17 protein-coding genes are annotated in these 16,832 nt (G+C 64.4%); 11 read left to right on the top strand and 6 right to left on the bottom strand.

The features are described from left to right. Positions 1–33: 33 nt before the first annotated feature. Entirely contained in the window at positions 34–405 is a 372-nt protein-coding gene (locus B9Y86_RS16890; protein WP_085488278.1) for an RNA-binding S4 domain-containing protein, read from the bottom strand. Between the two features lie 75 nt (positions 406–480). Between B9Y86_RS16890 and B9Y86_RS16885 the strand changes: the two genes are divergently transcribed. Next, positions 481–1,104, top strand: a complete 624-nt coding sequence (locus tag B9Y86_RS16885; protein ID WP_085488276.1) for an alpha-ketoglutarate-dependent dioxygenase AlkB — start codon at positions 481–483, stop codon at positions 1,102–1,104. A gap of 7 nt (positions 1,105–1,111) precedes the next feature. Here the strand turns inward: B9Y86_RS16885 and B9Y86_RS16880 are convergent, their stop codons facing one another. Beyond that, positions 1,112–1,732, bottom strand: a complete 621-nt coding sequence (locus tag B9Y86_RS16880) for an FMN reductase (protein ID WP_085488415.1) — start codon at positions 1,730–1,732, stop codon at positions 1,112–1,114. 127 nt (positions 1,733–1,859) lie between these two features. On the opposite strand from B9Y86_RS16880, the gene B9Y86_RS16875 reads away from it, so the two are divergent. The 5 genes from B9Y86_RS16875 (at position 1,860) to B9Y86_RS16855 (ending at position 5,032) form a co-directional block, all read left to right on the top strand. Continuing rightward, positions 1,860–2,063 (top strand): DUF1653 domain-containing protein, encoded by a 204-nt coding sequence (locus B9Y86_RS16875; RefSeq protein WP_217809225.1) that lies wholly within the window; start codon positions 1,860–1,862, stop codon positions 2,061–2,063. Next, positions 2,063–3,013, top strand: coding sequence for an NUDIX hydrolase (locus tag B9Y86_RS16870; RefSeq protein WP_085488272.1), 951 nt, complete (start codon positions 2,063–2,065; stop codon positions 3,011–3,013). The genes B9Y86_RS16875 and B9Y86_RS16870 overlap by 1 nt, the downstream gene beginning before the upstream one ends. A 108-nt stretch (positions 3,014–3,121) precedes the next feature. Beyond that, the gene (locus tag B9Y86_RS16865; RefSeq protein WP_228515454.1) at positions 3,122–3,598 is read left to right on the top strand and encodes an FHA domain-containing protein; all 477 of its coding nucleotides are present in this window, start codon (positions 3,122–3,124) and stop codon (positions 3,596–3,598) included. Then, positions 3,599–4,300, top strand: coding sequence for a transcriptional regulator FtsR (ftsR, locus tag B9Y86_RS16860; RefSeq protein WP_085488270.1), 702 nt, complete (start codon positions 3,599–3,601; stop codon positions 4,298–4,300). A gap of 246 nt (positions 4,301–4,546) precedes the next feature. After that, on the top strand, positions 4,547–5,032 hold the full coding sequence (locus B9Y86_RS16855; protein ID WP_044443442.1) for a MerR family transcriptional regulator: 486 nt from the start codon (positions 4,547–4,549) through the stop codon (positions 5,030–5,032). Between the two features lie 85 nt (positions 5,033–5,117). On the opposite strand, the gene B9Y86_RS16850 is transcribed toward B9Y86_RS16855, so the two are convergent. After that, the gene (locus tag B9Y86_RS16850; protein ID WP_085488411.1) at positions 5,118–5,936 is read right to left on the bottom strand and encodes a ParA family protein; all 819 of its coding nucleotides are present in this window, start codon (positions 5,934–5,936) and stop codon (positions 5,118–5,120) included. 76 nt (positions 5,937–6,012) lie between these two features. On the opposite strand from B9Y86_RS16850, the gene B9Y86_RS16845 reads away from it, so the two are divergent. Then, complete coding sequence (locus tag B9Y86_RS16845; RefSeq protein ID WP_085488268.1) at positions 6,013–9,420, top strand: pyruvate carboxylase; 3,408 nt, start codon at positions 6,013–6,015, stop codon at positions 9,418–9,420. Beyond that, on the top strand, positions 9,417–9,908 hold the full coding sequence (locus tag B9Y86_RS16840) for a peptide deformylase (protein ID WP_085488266.1): 492 nt from the start codon (positions 9,417–9,419) through the stop codon (positions 9,906–9,908). Before B9Y86_RS16845 ends, B9Y86_RS16840 begins: the two co-directional genes overlap by 4 nt. Here the strand turns inward: B9Y86_RS16840 and B9Y86_RS16835 are convergent. The 3 genes from B9Y86_RS16835 to B9Y86_RS16825 form a co-directional block, all read right to left on the bottom strand. After that, positions 9,905–10,567 carry a TetR/AcrR family transcriptional regulator gene (locus tag B9Y86_RS16835; RefSeq protein WP_085488264.1) on the bottom strand — a complete coding sequence of 221 codons (663 nt, stop codon included), beginning with the start codon at positions 10,565–10,567 and terminating at the stop codon, positions 9,905–9,907. The two genes, B9Y86_RS16840 and B9Y86_RS16835, sit on opposite strands and share 4 nt — an antisense overlap. 100 nt (positions 10,568–10,667) lie before the next feature. Beyond that, positions 10,668–11,345, bottom strand: coding sequence for a gamma subclass chorismate mutase AroQ (gene aroQ, locus B9Y86_RS16830; RefSeq protein ID WP_176223411.1), 678 nt, complete (start codon positions 11,343–11,345; stop codon positions 10,668–10,670). 347 nt (positions 11,346–11,692) lie between these two features. Then, positions 11,693–13,516, bottom strand: a complete 1,824-nt coding sequence (locus B9Y86_RS16825; protein ID WP_085488260.1) for an AMP-dependent synthetase/ligase — start codon at positions 13,514–13,516, stop codon at positions 11,693–11,695. Positions 13,517–13,699: 183 nt separating this feature from the next. Here B9Y86_RS16825 and B9Y86_RS16820 point away from each other — a divergent pair, with 183 nt between their 5' ends. The 3 genes from B9Y86_RS16820 to B9Y86_RS16810 all read left to right on the top strand — a co-directional run bounded on the left by B9Y86_RS16820 (position 13,700) and on the right by B9Y86_RS16810 (position 16,795). Then, entirely contained in the window at positions 13,700–14,647 is a 948-nt protein-coding gene (locus B9Y86_RS16820; RefSeq protein ID WP_085488258.1) for an ROK family glucokinase, read from the top strand. Between the two features lie 14 nt (positions 14,648–14,661). Beyond that, complete coding sequence (locus B9Y86_RS16815; RefSeq protein ID WP_085488256.1) at positions 14,662–15,351, top strand: lysophospholipid acyltransferase family protein; 690 nt, start codon at positions 14,662–14,664, stop codon at positions 15,349–15,351. A gap of 64 nt (positions 15,352–15,415) precedes the next feature. Further along, positions 15,416–16,795, top strand: a complete 1,380-nt coding sequence (locus tag B9Y86_RS16810) for a class II 3-deoxy-7-phosphoheptulonate synthase (RefSeq protein WP_085488254.1) — start codon at positions 15,416–15,418, stop codon at positions 16,793–16,795. Positions 16,796–16,832 lie beyond the last annotated feature (37 nt).

Raw genomic sequence — 16,832 nt, 5'->3', positions numbered from 1 at the left:
CATAAGACCCGGCGCAGACGACGCCGCTACGTATCAGTGGCCCCGCAGCTTCTCGATGTCGCGACGCTCGCGCTTCGTCGGACGTCCGGCACCGCGATCGCGGATGGGCACGAACGGCACGTCCTCACGGGCCGGTGGGGGTGGGGTGTTGTCGGTGAGGCTCTCGGCCGCGACGGCCGCGCTCACTCGTTTTGCGAGAACCCGCTTCACCACAACGATGCGCTCGGCATCCGGAGTGCGGAGTCGGACTTCGTCGCCCACCCGCACAGAGTGGGCTGCCTTCACCTTCTCGCCGTTCACCCGCACGTGGCCGGCGCGGCACGCGGAGGTGGCGAGGGAGCGCGATTTGATCAGCCGCACGGCCCAGATCCAACTGTCCACTCGGATCGATGAGCCTGCTTCCATTCCTCGACTCTACGAGACCTGATGCTGCCCGCGACGCGAGTAGAACATATGTTCGAATTTACGTATGCTCGAGTTATGACTCTCGCATATCAGGCCTCGCTGTTCGATGACCCGGGTGCCGCCGCCGTTGTGGGTGTTCTCGGCGAGAGCGTTCAGCGCATCCCTCTCGATTCGGGTGCGTGGATCGACCTGAGGCCGGGTTGGGTTGCCAACTCCGACTCGCTGTTCGAAGACCTCGTCGGCGCTGTCGAGTGGCGAGCCGATCGACGTGAGATGTACGACAGAATCGTCGAGGTGCCCCGGCTGGTGAGCTGGTTCGGCGAGGCGGATCGGCTTCCGCATTCGACGCTCGACGACGCCATGCGGCTGCTCAACGAGCACTACGCTCATCTCGATGCCGAACGGTTCGCCACGGCTGGCCTCTGCTTCTATCGAACAGGCGATGACAGTGTCGCGTGGCACGGCGACCGCGTGGGCCGATCGACGCAGCGTGACACGCGGGTCGCTATTCTTTCGGTCGGTGCAGAGCGCGTGCTCTCGGTGCGTCCCGTCGGCGGTGGGCAGACCGAGCGGTTTCCGGTCGGGCACGGCGATCTCATCGTGATGGGAGGCAGTTGCCAGCGCACATACGAGCACGCCATCCTCAAGTCGGCCAAGACTGTCGGGCCCCGCATCAGTGTGCAGTTCCGACGCGCCTGAACTGCGCTTATGCCGAAACGGCGAGATTCGCCAGCTGCTGAGCGAAGGGGATGACGGGCTCCTCGACGGGCCGGGTCGCGGGGCGTCCCTCGACGATCTCGGCCAGTTCGCCGGCCGCCCGAGTGATGCGCACGGCGAGTTCTCCGTGGGTTCCGCCGGTGCTGCCCCAGTCCTCCGAGGCGGCAAAAACAGAGGTGGGCACGATGATCGACTGCAGATAAGCGAAGAGCGGGCGCACTGAATACTCGAGTGCCAGAGAGTGGCGAGCGGTGCCGCCCGTTGCTGCGAGGAGCACGGGCTTTCCGGCCAGGGTGCGCGGCTCGAGGATGTCGAAGAACGACTTGAACAGCCCGCTGTACGACGATGAGAAGATCGGGGTCACGGCGATGACGGCGTCTGCGTCGGCGATCGTCTCTATCGCCGACGCGAGGTCGCCGGCGGTGAATCCGGTCAGCATGGTGTTCGTGATGTCGTGTGCCAGGTCGCGGAGTTCGATAACGGTGATCGTCGCGTCGGAACCCGCGTCCGACAGGGCTCGCGTCGTCGCTTCGCCCAATCGATCGGCGAGCAGGCGCGTCGACGAGGGCTGACTGAGGCCAGCCGAAATGATCGCGATCGACTTGTTCATGATGTTCTCCACTCCACACATTTCAATGCGTTTGCATCTACATGGATTCGAAACCGTCGGTGTGCGGTGAATATTCCCGGCGATCGGACCCCGCGCCGCGTGCGGGAAGATGAGGCAGAATCGGGTGATGGATACCTTGGAGCCCGGCGCATACGTTCACTTCAAGGGCGGTCGATACGACGTCGTCGGCGAAGCCCGGCACAGCGAGACAGAAGAGAGACTGGCGCTCTACCGATCTGCGGACGGTTCCCTGTGGGTCCGTCCCCTCGATATGTTTCTCGGCGAAGCGCTGGTCGACGGTGTCGCTGTACCGCGCTTCACCAAACTGTGATGGCCGAGAACTCGCTCGGCGCGGTCGGCCGTCGTCCGCACGGAAGTGGGGACGCCTGGGTCACCGCGTCTGACGGGCGAAAGTTCTGGGGCACGTTCGGGGCTGCGGGTCTTCTTGTTCACGACGACCGTGGAGTGCTGCTGCAGCTCCGGGTCGAATGGAGCCACCACGGGGGCACCTGGGGTCTCCCCGGCGGGGCGCGACACGAGGGCGAATCCGCGGTGCGTGGCGCTCTGCGGGAGGCCTATGAAGAGGCTGGGGTGCCCGCGGACGCGCTCGAACTCGAATTCACGAGCGTTCTCGACATCGGAATCTGGAGTTACACGACGGTCGGAGTGCGTGCAACGCGTGCATTCGACGCGGTCATCGGCGACGCGGAGAGTATCGAGCTCCGCTGGGTTCCGATCGACGAGGTCGACTCGCTCCCTCTACATCCCGGCTTCGCCGCACGCTGGCCGTCGCTCAAGAGCCTCCTACAGAACTCGATCAGCGTCGTGGTCGATTCGGCCAATGTGATCGGCTCCCGGCCGAACGGGTGGTGGAAGGATCGGGCGGGCGCTGCCGCGAATCTGCTCGATTCTCTCGCCGACAGGGCGGACGAGGGAATCCCGGGAACGCTTCTCGGCCTCGATGTCGACGTGTACTGGCCATCGATCGTCGCCGTGCTCGAAGGGCAAGGCAGGAATGCTCCGGATCGTCAAGTCCGCGACTCGGCTCGCACCCTGGCTGATGGCATCCGTTCCCCGGAGATCGTCGTCGCTCGCGCCGAAGGCGAGGGAGACGAATCGATCGTCGACATCGCCGATTCACGACTGAACGCAGGCGACACGGTGCTCGTAGTGACTGCCGATGCGGAGCTTCGAAGGCGTGTCGAATCGCTCGGATGCTTTACCAGAGGAACCGTGTGGTTGACGGGGATGCTCGGAGCTTCGTCCGTCGCATCTCAATGACGCCCGATTCGGTGGCTGAACGCGCACTCACAGGTGGCCGTTCGGCGTATTCCCTGCTCGCTGGCAGACTCGCATCGGCTACGCTGGACACCCTAGGAGGTCACGAACTTGGCTGATGACACGAACGCACACGAGTCCGCGAACCGCGCACGCAATGAAACTGACACGACCCTGCATTTCACTGCGGAGTTTGCGGCCCAGCTGGCGGCTCTCGAAGGCGGGGTCACTGCCGAAGAGCTCGAGGCGATCGCCGCTCTACCGTCGGGATCAGCGCTCCTGATCGTGCGCCGTGGGCCCAACAACGGGGCTCGTTTCCTCCTCGACTCCGACAGCACGATCGCCGGGCGCCACCCCGAGGCAGATATTTTCCTCGATGATGTCACCGTGTCTCGCAAGCATGCAGCTTTCACCCGCCGCGCCAACGCCTTCGAAGTGACCGATCTGGGGTCACTCAACGGCACGTACTTCGACGGTGTACGGGTAGACCGGGCTCTTCTGAGCGACGGCGCAGAGGTACAGGTCGGCAAATTCCGTCTCACGTTCTACCCGTCGCGGCTCGACGTCGTCACCGCCCCCGGCGAGTAGATGGCCGGCACACCCGCATCGGCGCGCGGATCGGCATCGGCTCAGCTCCTCAGCATCGGCCAGGTTCTCGCCCGGCTCACGCCCGAATTTCCTGATCTGACCCCCTCAAAGCTTCGGTTTCTCGAAGAGCGAGGGCTCGTGCGGCCCGCTCGAACAGAATCGGGCTACCGCAAGTTCTGCCAACAAGATCTCGATCGACTCCGGCTCATCCTCACGATGCAACGGGATCGCTATCTGCCGCTCGTCGTCATCAAGTCCTACCTCGACGACGTCGACGCGGGTCTGGGGCCACTCCTTCCCGGGTCGACGACCGATCGCGGTCCATCGATGCTGCCGAGCGGTCGACGCCTCAGCCGTGATGAGTTGATCCGCGAAGCCGGTGCCACTCCGATGCTGCTCCAGGACGCCGTGTCTGCTTCGGTGATCACTCCGGGCGACACGTTCGGAGACGACACTCTCGCGGTGCTGAAGGCCCTCGTCGAGCTCCAGCGCTGCGGCATCGAACCACGCCACCTGCGCGGCTTCCGCGTCGCCGCAGAGAGAGAACTCGGACTCATCGAGAGCGCACTTGTGCCCGTATCGAGGCGCAATGACGCATCGAGTCGAGCGCGCGCGGCAGAGCTCGCCGTCGAAATCGCGGGTCAGCTCGAGATCGTGAGAGGGAGTCTGATCAGATCGGCCCTCGGGCGACTCGTTCCCTGACCGGTGGGCGTCGTAGACTGGCTGAACGTCGACTCTGCACGACACGCCGACTAATAAATGCGGATGTCGTTGCCGCTGGTCGATCCCCTCGCTAGCGTGGACTGAGTAGACACAGACGGCTTTCAACGGCCGATAATTTTTCTGGAAGAGGCGCGTTTCTTGAGCGAGAACATCGGAACCGGTGCCGGACCAGGCACGAAGCGTAGCGACGATGCCCGCTTCGATGGCCTTCTTTTCACCGATGGCATGGCCGAGCTCGACGCCGACTCCGGATACCGTGGAGCCGTTGCCGCCCGCGCCGCCGGAATCACGTACCGGCAGCTCGACTACTGGGCGCGCACGGCGCTGGTCGAACCCACTGTTCGTGGCGCCGCCGGATCAGGTTCTCAGCGTCTCTACGGGTTCCGAGACATCCTCGTGCTCAAGCTCGTCAAGCGTCTGCTCGACACAGGCATCTCGTTGCAGCAGATCCGCACAGCGATCGAGCAGCTCCGCGAGGCCGGCATCAACGACCTCGCCCAGACGACTCTGATGAGCGATGGAGCCAGCGTTTATCTGTGCACTTCGAACGACGAGGTCATCGACCTGGTCAGCCGCGGTCAGGGCGTCTTCGGCATCGCCGTGGGCAAGGTTCTGCGGGAGGTCGAGACCACTCTCGTCTCGATCGACTCGAATGTTCCTGACCCGATGGACGAACTCGCCGCGCGTAGGGCGAACCGCAAGATCTCCTAGCGGGCTCTTCGCCAGGCTCCGCGAATGGGAGCTTCGACAAGCCCAGCGAACGGCATCCGTTCCCTGAGCCCGTCGAAGGGAAGATCTAGCCGCGTGTGGTCTTGGTCTCGGCGTACTCGCCGAGCCTGCCTGTGCGCATCACGCGCTCGAGGAGAAGGTCGAAGTTGCGCGCCATCTCTTGCGCGCCTTCGCCGGGCCACACGTGCAGAGGCTTCGCCGCACCCTGCGCCTGCTGCAACGACGTGCGCTCGGGCAACTGCGGGCTGAGGACCAGGGGTCCGAACATGTCGCGCAGTTCCTTGATGCGGAACTGATGCTCCAAGGACTGCGACCGAACACGGTTCACAATGATTCCGAGCGGCTGGAGTCGGGGACTGAGGCCGCGGCGGATCTCTTCTATCGCACGCAACGCCCTGTCGGCCGCGGCTACGGAGAAGAGTCCAGGCTCGGTGACGACACTCACCCTGTCGCTCGCTGCCCACGCGGTACGCGTGAGTGCGTTGAGCGAAGGCGCACAGTCGATGAGCACGAGGTCGTAGTCAGCCTCGACGGTCGCGAGGGCTTCCTCGAGCTTCCAGATGTCGCGGATGCTCGGGTGCGGACCGTCGAAGTTGAGAGCAGATGGACTGCCGATCAGCACATCGATTTTGCCGCCACGATCCTTGGTCCAGCCGCTCGGAGCGATAGCCGCGCGAACGACCTTCTCTTTGGGGCTGGCCAGAACATCGGCCACATTGAGGTGACCGGCGACACGAATGTCCATTCCGGTCGAGACATCGGACTGGGGGTCAAGATCGACGACGAGGGTACGCAGGCCCTTTGCAAAAGCGGCCGAGGCGAGCCCGAGCGTCACCGTGGTCTTTCCCACTCCTCCCTTGAGGGAGCTGACGCTGAGTACATGCACGGACACCACGTTACCTTTACTAGGCTGAGACAACCTAACCGTGCGCTCGATACGCACGTATTTGTGAAAGGCCCCCATGTTCTCCAAGATTCTTGTCGCCAACCGTGGAGAGATCGCCATCAGGGCATTCCGTGCGGCGTATGAACTCGGTGCGAAGACCGTCGCGGTCTTTCCCTACGAAGACCGAAACAGCATGCATCGGCTCAAGGCCGACGAGGCCTATCAGATCGGCGAGATCGGTCACCCCGTGCGCGCATATCTCGATGTGGGCGAGATCATTCGCGTAGCCGTCGAGAGCGGCGCCGACGCCATCTACCCCGGCTACGGATTCCTCTCCGAGAATCCCGATCTCGCCGAAGCCGCCCGCGCCGCCGGTATCACCTTCATCGGGCCGGGCTCACACGTGCTCGAAATGGCCGGCAACAAGGTCACGGCGAAAGATCACGCGATCGCGGCCGGTGTTCCAGTGCTCCGCTCTACGCCCGCCTCGCGCGACCTCGATGTGCTCTTGGCCGGCGCCGACGACATCGGCTTCCCTCTGTTCGCCAAGGCCGTCGCAGGCGGCGGTGGGCGTGGGATGCGCCGGGTCGAGTCGAAGGGCGAACTGACAGAGGCGCTCGAGGCAGCGATGAGAGAGGCCGACAGTGCATTCGGCGACTCGACCATGTTCCTCGAGCAGGCGGTGCTCCGCCCGAGGCACATCGAGGTTCAGATCCTCGCCGATGCGACGGGGGAGACCCTGCACCTCTTCGAGCGGGACTGCTCTGTTCAACGGCGCAACCAGAAGGTGATCGAGATCGCACCGGCGCCGAACATCAGTGACGAGCTGCGCGAGGCGCTGCACCGAGACGCGATCGCCTTCGCTCGATCGATCGGCTACGTGAATGCCGGCACAGTCGAGTTCCTCGTGGACACGGTGGGGGAGCGCGCGGGCGAACACGTCTTCATCGAGATGAACCCGCGCATCCAGGTCGAGCACACGGTCACCGAAGAGGTCACCGACGTAGACCTCGTGCAGTCGCAGATGCTCATCGCAGCCGGCGTCACGCTCGCCGAGATGGGCCTGTCGCAACAGGGCATCGTGCTTCGCGGCGCCGCACTGCAGTGCCGCATCACGACCGAAGACCCGACCGCCGGGTTCCGACCCGACACCGGCAAGATCACGACCTATCGGTCGCCGGGAGGCGCCGGCATCCGACTCGACGGCGGAACCATCAACCCGGGCGCGCAGATCAGCCCGCACTTCGACTCCATGCTGGCGAAGCTCACCTGCCGAGGCCGCGATTTCTCGGCGGCGGTGCGGCGGTCTAAGCGGGCCCTTGCCGAGTTCCGCATCCGAGGGGTCGCCACCAACATCCCCTTCTTGCAGGCTGTTCTCGAAGACCCGAGCTTCGAGGCGGGCGACCTGAGCACCTCCTTCATCGATGAGCGTCCCGAACTGCTTCGAGGCCATGTCTCGAAAGACCGCGGAACCAAGATCCTCAACTGGCTCGCGGATGTGACGGTCAACCAGCCCAATGGGGCGCGCCTATCGAGCGTGGACCCTCTCGACAAGCTTCCCGCGATCGATCTCGATGCTCCCGCGCCGAGTGGGTCGAGGCAGCGACTCCTCGAACTCGGGCCGCAGGCATTCGCGAGCGCCCTTCGTGCTCAGACTGCTCTCGCCGTGACCGAGACCACGTTCCGTGACGCGCATCAGTCGCTGCTGGCTACCCGCGTGCGCACCCGAGATCTGCTCGCGGTGGCGCCCTACGTGGCTCGCATGACCCCAGAGCTTCTGTCTGTCGAGGCCTGGGGCGGCGCGACCTACGATGTCGCGCTCAGATTCCTCGGAGAAGACCCCTGGGAGCGCCTCGCCTCCCTGCGGGAAGCGGTTCCGAACGTGGCTCTGCAGATGCTGCTGAGAGGGCGCAACACCGTGGGGTACACCCCGTATCCGACCGAGGTCACCGACGCCTTCGTGCGCGAGGCGGCCAAGACCGGAGTCGACATCTTCCGCATCTTCGACGCGCTCAACGATGTCGGGCAGATGCGCCCCGCCATCGACTCGGTGCTCGAAACAGGCCATGCCGTTGCCGAGGTGGCGGTCTGCTACACCGGCGACCTGCTCGACCCGGCCGAAGATCTCTACACCCTCGACTACTACCTGAGGCTGGCGGAGCAGATCGTGTCATCGGGTGCGCACGTGCTCGCCATCAAAGACATGGCGGGCCTCCTTCGTCCGGCGGCGGCCGAGAAGCTGGTTGCGGCCTTCCGCAGCAACTTCGATCTACCCGTGCATGTCCACACTCATGACACACCGGGCGGCCAGCTGGCGACTCTCTTGGCGGCGAGCCGGGCAGGTGCCGATGCCGTCGACGTGGCGAGCGCTCCGATGGCCGGAACGACGAGCCAGCCATCGGCATCCAGTCTTGTCGCCGCACTGGCACACACCGACCGCGACACGGGCATCTCGCTGCGGTCCGTGCTCGACCTCGAGCCCTACTGGGAAGCCGTGCGCACCGTCTATCGCCCGTTCGAATCGGGCCTCGCCGGGCCCACGGGCCGGGTGTACAGTCACGAGATCCCCGGCGGCCAGCTGTCGAACCTTCGCCAGCAGGCGATCGCTCTCGGGCTCGCCGACGACTTCGAGCGCATCGAAGACCTCTACGCCGCGGCGAACAAGATTCTCGGTCGCGTGCCCAAGGTCACACCCTCGTCGAAGGTCGTGGGCGACCTCGCCCTGCACCTCGCCGCCGTCAAGGCCGACCCGAAGGACTTCGAAGAGAACCCCCAGAACTACGACATCCCGGACTCGGTGATCGGGTTCATGGCGGGGGAGCTCGGCGAGCTGCCGGGCGGATGGCCGGAGCCGTTCCGCACCAAGGTCTTAGAGGGCCGCGAGGTGAAGATCGGGGTCACCCCGCTCGAACAGGCCGACGCCGAGACCCTGACGGGTGACGACAGCGCGGCGATCAGGTCGACTCTGAACAGGCTGCTGTTCGCCGGACCGACGAAGGCCTTCGAGCAGGTGCGCGAGCAGTACGGCGACCTGTCGGTGGTCGATACGGTCGACTATCTCTACGGCCTTCGCCAGGGCGTCGAGAACGTCGTGGAAATCGATAAGGGCGTCAAGCTCTACGTGGGCCTCGAAGCGATCGGTACGGCCGACGACAAGGGCATGCGCACGGTCATGACCATTCTGAACGGCCAGCTCCGCCCGGTGTTTGTGAGAGACCGCAGCATCACCGTCGAGACCACCGCTGCTGAGAAAGCCGATCCCTCGAAGCCCGGTCAGGTTGCCGCTCCCTTCTCGGGCGTGGTGACACTCAAGGTGGCCGAGGGCGCGATCGTCGCGGCGGGCGAATCCGTGGCGACCATCGAGGCGATGAAGATGGAGGCCGCCATCACGGCCCCGATCGCGGGCAGGGTGAGTCGTGTCGCGATCCCCGCAACGCAACAGGTCGAAGCCGGCGACCTTCTCGTCGTGGTGGCCGCCCAGTGAGCGCGCGCGAGATCCGACTGTTCGGTGACCCTGTTCTGAAGACCGTCTCCGATCCAGTCACGGACATCGACGATCGCATCCGGGGCCTTGTGGAAGACTTGCTCGACAGCGTGCGTCTTCCCGGCCGCGCCGGAGTCGCCGCGTCGCAGATCGGTGTCAATCTACGCGCGTTCAGCTACAACGTCGACGGGCGGATCGGGTACATCCTGAACCCCACGATCGTCGAGCTGTCGGGCGAACCCCAGCTCGTCGATGAGGGGTGTCTCTCCGTTCCCGGGCTCTGGTTCCCCACTCTGCGGCATCCATTCGCCCGGGCGACGGGCATCGACCTCGACGGCAACGAGATAGAGGTGTCGGGCACCGGAGTGATGGCGCAGGCCCTTCAGCACGAGACCGACCATCTCGACGGCCTGCTCTACCTCGATCGGCTCGACAAGCCGGCACGGCGCGAGGCCATGAAGCAGGTTCGAGAGTCCGACTGGTTCTAGTTCTCGTCGTCGGTGGAGTCGGTATGCCCGGCGTCCACGGTGTCTAGTGCTTTCACTCGCTCGACCCGCGCAACGGCGTCTGCGATGCCCCAGGATTCGAAGAGGGGTCCCCAGAGTGACTTGAGTCGAATCTCGAACTCCTCCGCGCTCACCGTCATGGATCCGCCCACCAGCCCGAATGTTGCGCTGAGCAGGAGCCCGACTGTTCGCTCAGGAATACCGTCGGGGTCGCCGCCGGAGTCGCGCACGGCGATCTCGAGCTGCTGTCTCAGGATTGTTCCCCAATCGAAGTCGCGGGGCACCTCGATGCCCGCCTCGAGAAGCTCGTGCAGCAGCCGCGTCGCGCCTGCGGCTATCGGACATGAACGAGCGTCGAAAGACGTCGTCAACAGGAATGCGGTGAGTCGTTCAAGGCCCGGCTGCTCAGATATCTGTGCGTACAGACTCGTCCACCGCTGTTGCTGGTGCTCGATCACAGCGCTAGCGAGGGCGAGTTTCGACGGGAACAGGTGGTATCCGATGGCGGACTTCGGCTTGCCCATCGCCTCTGCAATTCGCGAAAACGAGGTGCCCTCGTAACCGAATGTGCCGAACTGCCGACCCGCGGCCTCGATGATGGCAGCCTTCGACGCCTCCATCGCTTGCACTCGCCGATTCATTGCCCTCCTCCGCCGATGTTATGGCATGTCACAAAAGGCCAATTATACGGAGATCGAGTGTCGCCTCCAGCTCGGGGGTGTGCGGCCGCGGGTCGTCAGCTCAGCTCGCGCAGAAGGATGCCCAGGCTACTCTGACGGCCTTGCGTTCGAGAGAATCCATACCCGGGTAGGTCCGATCACGCTCGGAGTCGACAGCGTGTGAACAGCGCGCGTCATTCGCCACTGCGGATGCGTCGCCGATGGCCGTCACGAGCGCGGTGTCGATGGAGTCCAGTTGTGGTCGGATCGTAGCCAGGTCGGGGGCTTCGGTGGGAGCTGTCTGCGTGTTGTGCTTCCATTCCGTGAAGAGACCGTTTTGCACCACCTTGCTGGCGCTGATCTGCGCACGCACGACTCTGGCCACCAGATCTGGATCGACGCCGTCCTTCGTCGCGAGAGCGACGGCCTCGTCGACCACGGCCTGCTCTCGAACGGGGTCGGTGATGGGTTTTCCGCTCAACCACTTGGACTGGGCGACAGGGGTCGCGAGTGCGAGTCGCTGGGCGACGAGGGATCCGATCGGATCGAGCGTGTCCGCGTCATCGACCCGGTGTTGTGATGAGACATGGGCATCGGAAGACTGCTCGATGCTCGACGGCATATCAGCGGCGATGGCGCCCTGCCCCGAGGCGACGATCCCCGTGAGGGTGAGGCCGAGAACGACCGCCCCGGCGAGAGACCGGGGGATAGTGCTGTGGCGAGGCGTCTGAGACTTTTTCGTGGAACGGGTGCGTGGCATGGTGCTCTCCCTTGCTGGGTGGTTAACTGCTGCGGCGGCGCGCCGCAGCAGTTCGTCGGATGAAGCTCGCCAGGGAGTGGGCGAGGTCTGCGCTGAGAGAGTAACTTCCGAGATGGTCATGACCGATGGAGCAGTCGCACTCCATCACGCACGGTTCGTCGACGTACGCGATGTGACAGATCGCGTTGTGCGCGACTCTGCTCTCGAGCTCGTCCATACCTCTACCCGCCTCCCTAGACGATCGTCTAAGAAGATGATTCATCAGCGCGACGGTGTTCACCGACCAACGGGGCAAGTTGTCAGTGAATCGGAAGCTATGAGAAGGAGGGCTACCGAGCCCTCGGGCATCAGAGGATGAGCGACTGGCCCTCTGTTGCAGGTGCCGCCTGATAGATGCGTTCGACGTCGTCGGCGAAGTCCTTGAGGATCACGTTCCGCTTGATCGTGAGCTTCGGGGTCAGGTGGCCCGAGTCTTCGGTGAGATCGTCGCTCAGCACGACGAACTTGCGGATGGACTCGGCTCTCGAGACGGAACTGTTCGCATCGTCGACAGCGCGCTGAATCTCGGCGAGCACGGCGGGGTTCTGAGCCGCCTCGGCGAGAGTGAGGCGCGGCGATTGGCCGTTGTTGCCGAGCCAGACGGGGAGCATTTCGGGATCGAGGGTGATCAGAGCCGAGATGAAGGGCTTCTGATCGCCGACAACGATGACCTGCCCGACGAGCGGGTTCGCGCGGATCGGATCCTCGAGAACGGCCGGAGCGACGTTCTTGCCCGCCGCCGTCACGATGATCTCCTTCTTTCGCCCCGTGATGGCGAGGAAACCGTCGGAGTCGAATGCCCCCATGTCGCCCGTCTTGAACCAGACGCCGTCCATGGCCTCGCGGGTCGCCTCCTCGTTGTTCCAATACCCGGCGAATACGTTGATGCCGGATACCTGGATCTCGCCGTCGTCGGCGATCCGGACTCCCACACCCGGCAGAGCGGGCCCGACGGTGCCGATCTTAAACTTCGACACGAGGTTGACGGTCGCGGGTGCGGTCGTCTCGGTCAGACCGTAGCCCTCGAGGATCTTGATGCCGAGGCTGCGGTAGAAGTGGCCGAGGCGGTGGCCGAGCGGCGCGGAACCCGATACCGCGTACTGCACACGCCCGCCCATGGCCTGGCGGATCTTCGAGAGGACGAGCCTGTCGAAGAGGGCGAACCGCAGTCGCAGTCCCAGAGGCACCTTTCCCTCGTCGAGGGCCACGGAATGTTCGATCGCCGTGGCAGCTGCTTTGCGAAAGATCGACCCTTTGCCGCCTGTCTCGGCCTTCTGTTCGGACGAGTTGTAGACCTTCTCGAAGACGCGGGGCACGGCGAGTAGGAATGTGGGTCGGAAGCTGCCCAGAGAGGTCAGCAGCTTCTTCGTGTCCGACTGGTGTCCGACCTTGACGCCGGCGTGCACGCAGAGCACGGAGATGAACCGAGCGAAGATGTGCGCCGTGGTGATGAATAGCAGAGTGGATGCTCCGGGCTCGAGCATCTCTTTCATGGCGACCCCGGCGTTTCGGCTGAGCTCGACGAAGTTCGAATGGGTGAGCATGCAGCCTTTCGGCCTGCCCGTTGTTCCCGAGGTGTAGATGAGTGTCGCGAGGTCGCTGCCCGACGCACTCGATCGCGCGGCCTCGAGTGCCTCGTCGCTCACAGCGGATCCCGACGCCACGATCTTGTCGAGGTCGCCGAGGTCGATCTGCCAGACCTGGTTGATCAGGGGGAGATCGGGGTGCACCTCATCGAACTTCGCGAAGTGATCGGCGGTCTCGAGGATGACCGCGACAGCACCCGAGTCGCTCAGGTTCCACTGGACCTGGCTGGGAGCAGATGTCTCATAGATCGGCACGAGAATCGCCCCGGCGAACCACGTCGCGAAGTCGACCACCGTCCACTCGTAGCGGGTCTTGCACATGAATCCGATCTTGTCGCCCGGCTTGATGCCATTGGCGATGAGGCCCTTCGCGGTCGCGCGAACTCGATGCAGGAACTCGGCGACGGTGATCTCGCTCCATCCGTCTCCATCAGGAACGGCGAACAGAGGCGCATCCGGTGTGGCGGCGGCTCGAGCCAGCAGCAGATCGGTAGCGTTCGCGTCGGGGTCAGCCTTCACAACGGCGGGTACAGAGAATTCTTCCACGTCAACTCCTTCGTCAACAGGTCAATGTGCTCGTCGGCGCTTGAGGCCGATGCTCAGGCCAAATGGTGCTGGATGGTGCCTGATAACTACACTCTACTTGGCGCATTCGATCCTTTGTCGGAACGCGCATCGCAAGCGACGTCTTCGCCCCAGTGGCCGGCGACGTGGAAGGACACGGTTTTAATGCACGCCATCGGCATCGACATCGGCGGAACCAAGATCGCCGGCGCGTTGGTCGACGACCTCGGGCAGATCGTGCGTTTCGACCGACGACCCACCCACGCCGTCGACATCCAGAACATCGAGGACACGGTCGTCGCGATGATCACCGAGCTTGCGGATGGCTACGACGTCGCTGCTGTCGGTGTGGCCGCAGCCGGATTCATCGACGCGGCGCAGTCGACCGTGTACTACGCACCCAACATCAGCTACCGCAACGAACCGTTCCGCGAAAAGCTCGAGCGACGTGTGCCCTTCCGTGTCATCATCGAGAACGACGCGAACGCGGCAGGATGGGCGGAGTTCCGCTATGGCGCGGGCCGCCTCGTCAGCGACATGTGCATGCTCACCATCGGCACGGGGGTCGGGGGAGCCATCGTCTCATCCGACCGCATGTTTCGAGGCGGATTCGGCGCGGCTGCCGAACTCGGCCATATGAGAGTCGTGCCCGACGGCCTGCCCTGCGGTTGTGGCGCGCGCGGCTGCATCGAGCAGTACGGCTCGGGCCGAGCGCTGCTTCGCTACGCGAACGAGTTGGCGGATGCCGGCGGTGTCGGTATCGCGTTGGCCGCCGCACGGACTCGCGTCGGCGTGCTGACGGGCCACGAGGTGAGCGAGCTTATTCAGGCGGGCGACCCCGGGGCCCTCGCCGCACTGCGCGAACTCGGCCACTGGATCGGGCAGGCGAGCGCAAGTCTCGCCGCCGTGCTCGATCCCCAGCTCTTCGTGATCGGCGGTGGAGTCGCTCAGGCCGGAGACCTGCTGCTCGATCCCATCCGGCAGTCGTTTCTCGACAACCTGCCCGCTCGCGGGTACCACCCCGAACCGGAGTTCAGGATCGCCGAACTCGTCAACGATGCGGGAGTCGTCGGCGCCGCCGACCTCGCACGTCTCTACGCCGCGCAGATCTGAGCCGAAGGCACACGATGTTCTACTGGATCATGAAGAACCTGATCGCCGGGCCGATCGTGCTCACGGTGTTCCGCCCCTGGATCAGAGGACTCGAGAACGTGCCGCGCACGGGAGGGGCGATACTGGCGAGTAATCACCTGTCGTTCATCGACTCGGTGATCCTTCCCCTCGTGCTCTCCCGGCGCGTGTCGTTCCTTGCCAAGAGCGATTACTTCACGGGCAAGGGCATCAAGGGTGCTCTCGTGCGGGGATTCTTTCTCGCGACCGGGCAGTTGCCGATCGATCGCTCCGGAGGCAAGGCGTCGGAAGCCTCGCTGAACACGGGGCTCGCCGTGTTGGGCAGGGGCGACCTCCTCGGTATCTACCCGGAAGGCACCAGGAGTCCGGACGCGAAGATGTACCGGGGGCGAACCGGTGTCGCCCGGATGGTCCTCGAGGCGGGTGTGCCCGTCATTCCCGTCGCGATGATCGACACGCACAAGGTCATGGCGATCGGAACGAAGGTTCCGAAGATCAGGAGAGTTGGCGTCATCATCGGCGAGCCGCTAGATTTCTCTAGGTTCGAGGGGTTGGAATCCGACCGATTCATCCTTCGGAGCGTCACCGACGAGATCATGTACGAACTGCAGCGGCTCTCGGGCCAGGAATACGCAGACGTCTACGCGACTTCGGTAAAGGAGAAACGGACGAGCGTCGTTCGTTGACGCGGTCGGCCTTCCCGATGGCCGGTCCGCACACTCGAGAAGCAACAGATACGGAAACCCTCACGTGGTAGATCCAACCGAACTGGTCGTTCAAGCAGACGAGTCTGTGATCGCCGGGTTGGACTATTGGCGAGGTCTCCCGGTGAAGCAGCAGCCCACCTGGCCCGACAGCGTCGCTGTCGAATCCGCCTCCGCCGAGATCGCTGGTCTCCCTCCTCTCGTCTTCGCGGGTGAGGTCGACAATCTGCGTGATCGACTGGCCGTGGCGGCGCGTGGAGAGGCATTCCTGCTCCAGGGAGGCGACTGCGCCGAGACATTCTCCGGTGCCACGGCAGAACAGATCCGCAATCGGGTGAAGACCGTGCTGCAGATGGCCGTTGTGCTCACCTACGGCGCTTCGATGCCCGTCATCAAGATGGGGCGTATGGCAGGGCAGTTCGCCAAGCCTCGCTCGAGCGACACCGAGACACGTGGATCGGTCACCCTGCCCGCCTACCGTGGCGACATCGTCAACGGATACGACTTCACTCCCGAGTCCCGTGAGGCAGACCCTCGGCGACTGGTCCAGGGTTACCACACCGCGGCATCGACCCTCAATCTGATTCGAGCCTTCACGCAGGGCGGATTCGCGGACCTCAGGCAGGTGCACGACTGGAACAAGGGCTTCACATCGAACCCGGCCAACGTCAGGTACGAGCACCTCGCTCGCGAGATCGACCGGGCCGTGAAGTTCATGATCGCCTGCGGGGCAGACTTCGAGGCGCTCAAGCGCACCGAGTTCTTCGTCAGCCACGAGGCCCTGCTCTTCGACTACGAGCGGCCCATGACTCGCATCGATTCGCGCACGGGAACCCCGTACAACACGTCGAGCCACTTCCTCTGGATCGGTGAGCGCACTCGTGACCTCGATGGGGCCCACGTCGACTTCCTCAGCCGTGTGCGCAACCCGATCGGAGTCAAGCTCGGTCCCACCACGAGTGGTGACGACATGCTGCGCCTCATCGACAAGCTCGACCCGAACAGAGAGCCCGGCCGTCTCACGTTCATCACGCGAATGGGCGCAGGCAAGATCCGCGACGCCTTGCCGCCCTTGCTCGAGACCATCAAGTCGGCCGATGCGACTCCGCTGTGGGTCACGGATCCGATGCACGGCAACGGGCTGACGACACCCACGGGCTACAAGACGCGTCGTTTCGATGACGTCGTCGACGAGGTCAAGGGCTTCTTCGAGGCTCACCGCGCCGCGGGAACTCATCCGGGCGGCATCCACGTCGAGCTCACGGGCGACGATGTCACCGAGTGCCTCGGCGGCTCGGAGCACATCGACGAGGCCGACCTCGCGACTCGCTACGAGTCGCTGTGCGACCCTCGCCTCAATCACATGCAGTCCCTCGAACTCGCGTTCCTGGTCGCCGAGGAGCTCGGCGAGGTTCGCAAGGGCTAGCGCTGCTCAGCCGATCGGTCGCGCCCGACCCGGATGC

The organism is Agreia pratensis (genome assembly GCF_900177685.1).
GTDB lineage: Bacteria > Actinomycetota > Actinomycetes > Actinomycetales > Microbacteriaceae > Agreia > Agreia pratensis.
Note: the sequence above shows the minus strand (reverse complement) of the source record. Positions and strands in the feature narration are given on the sequence as shown.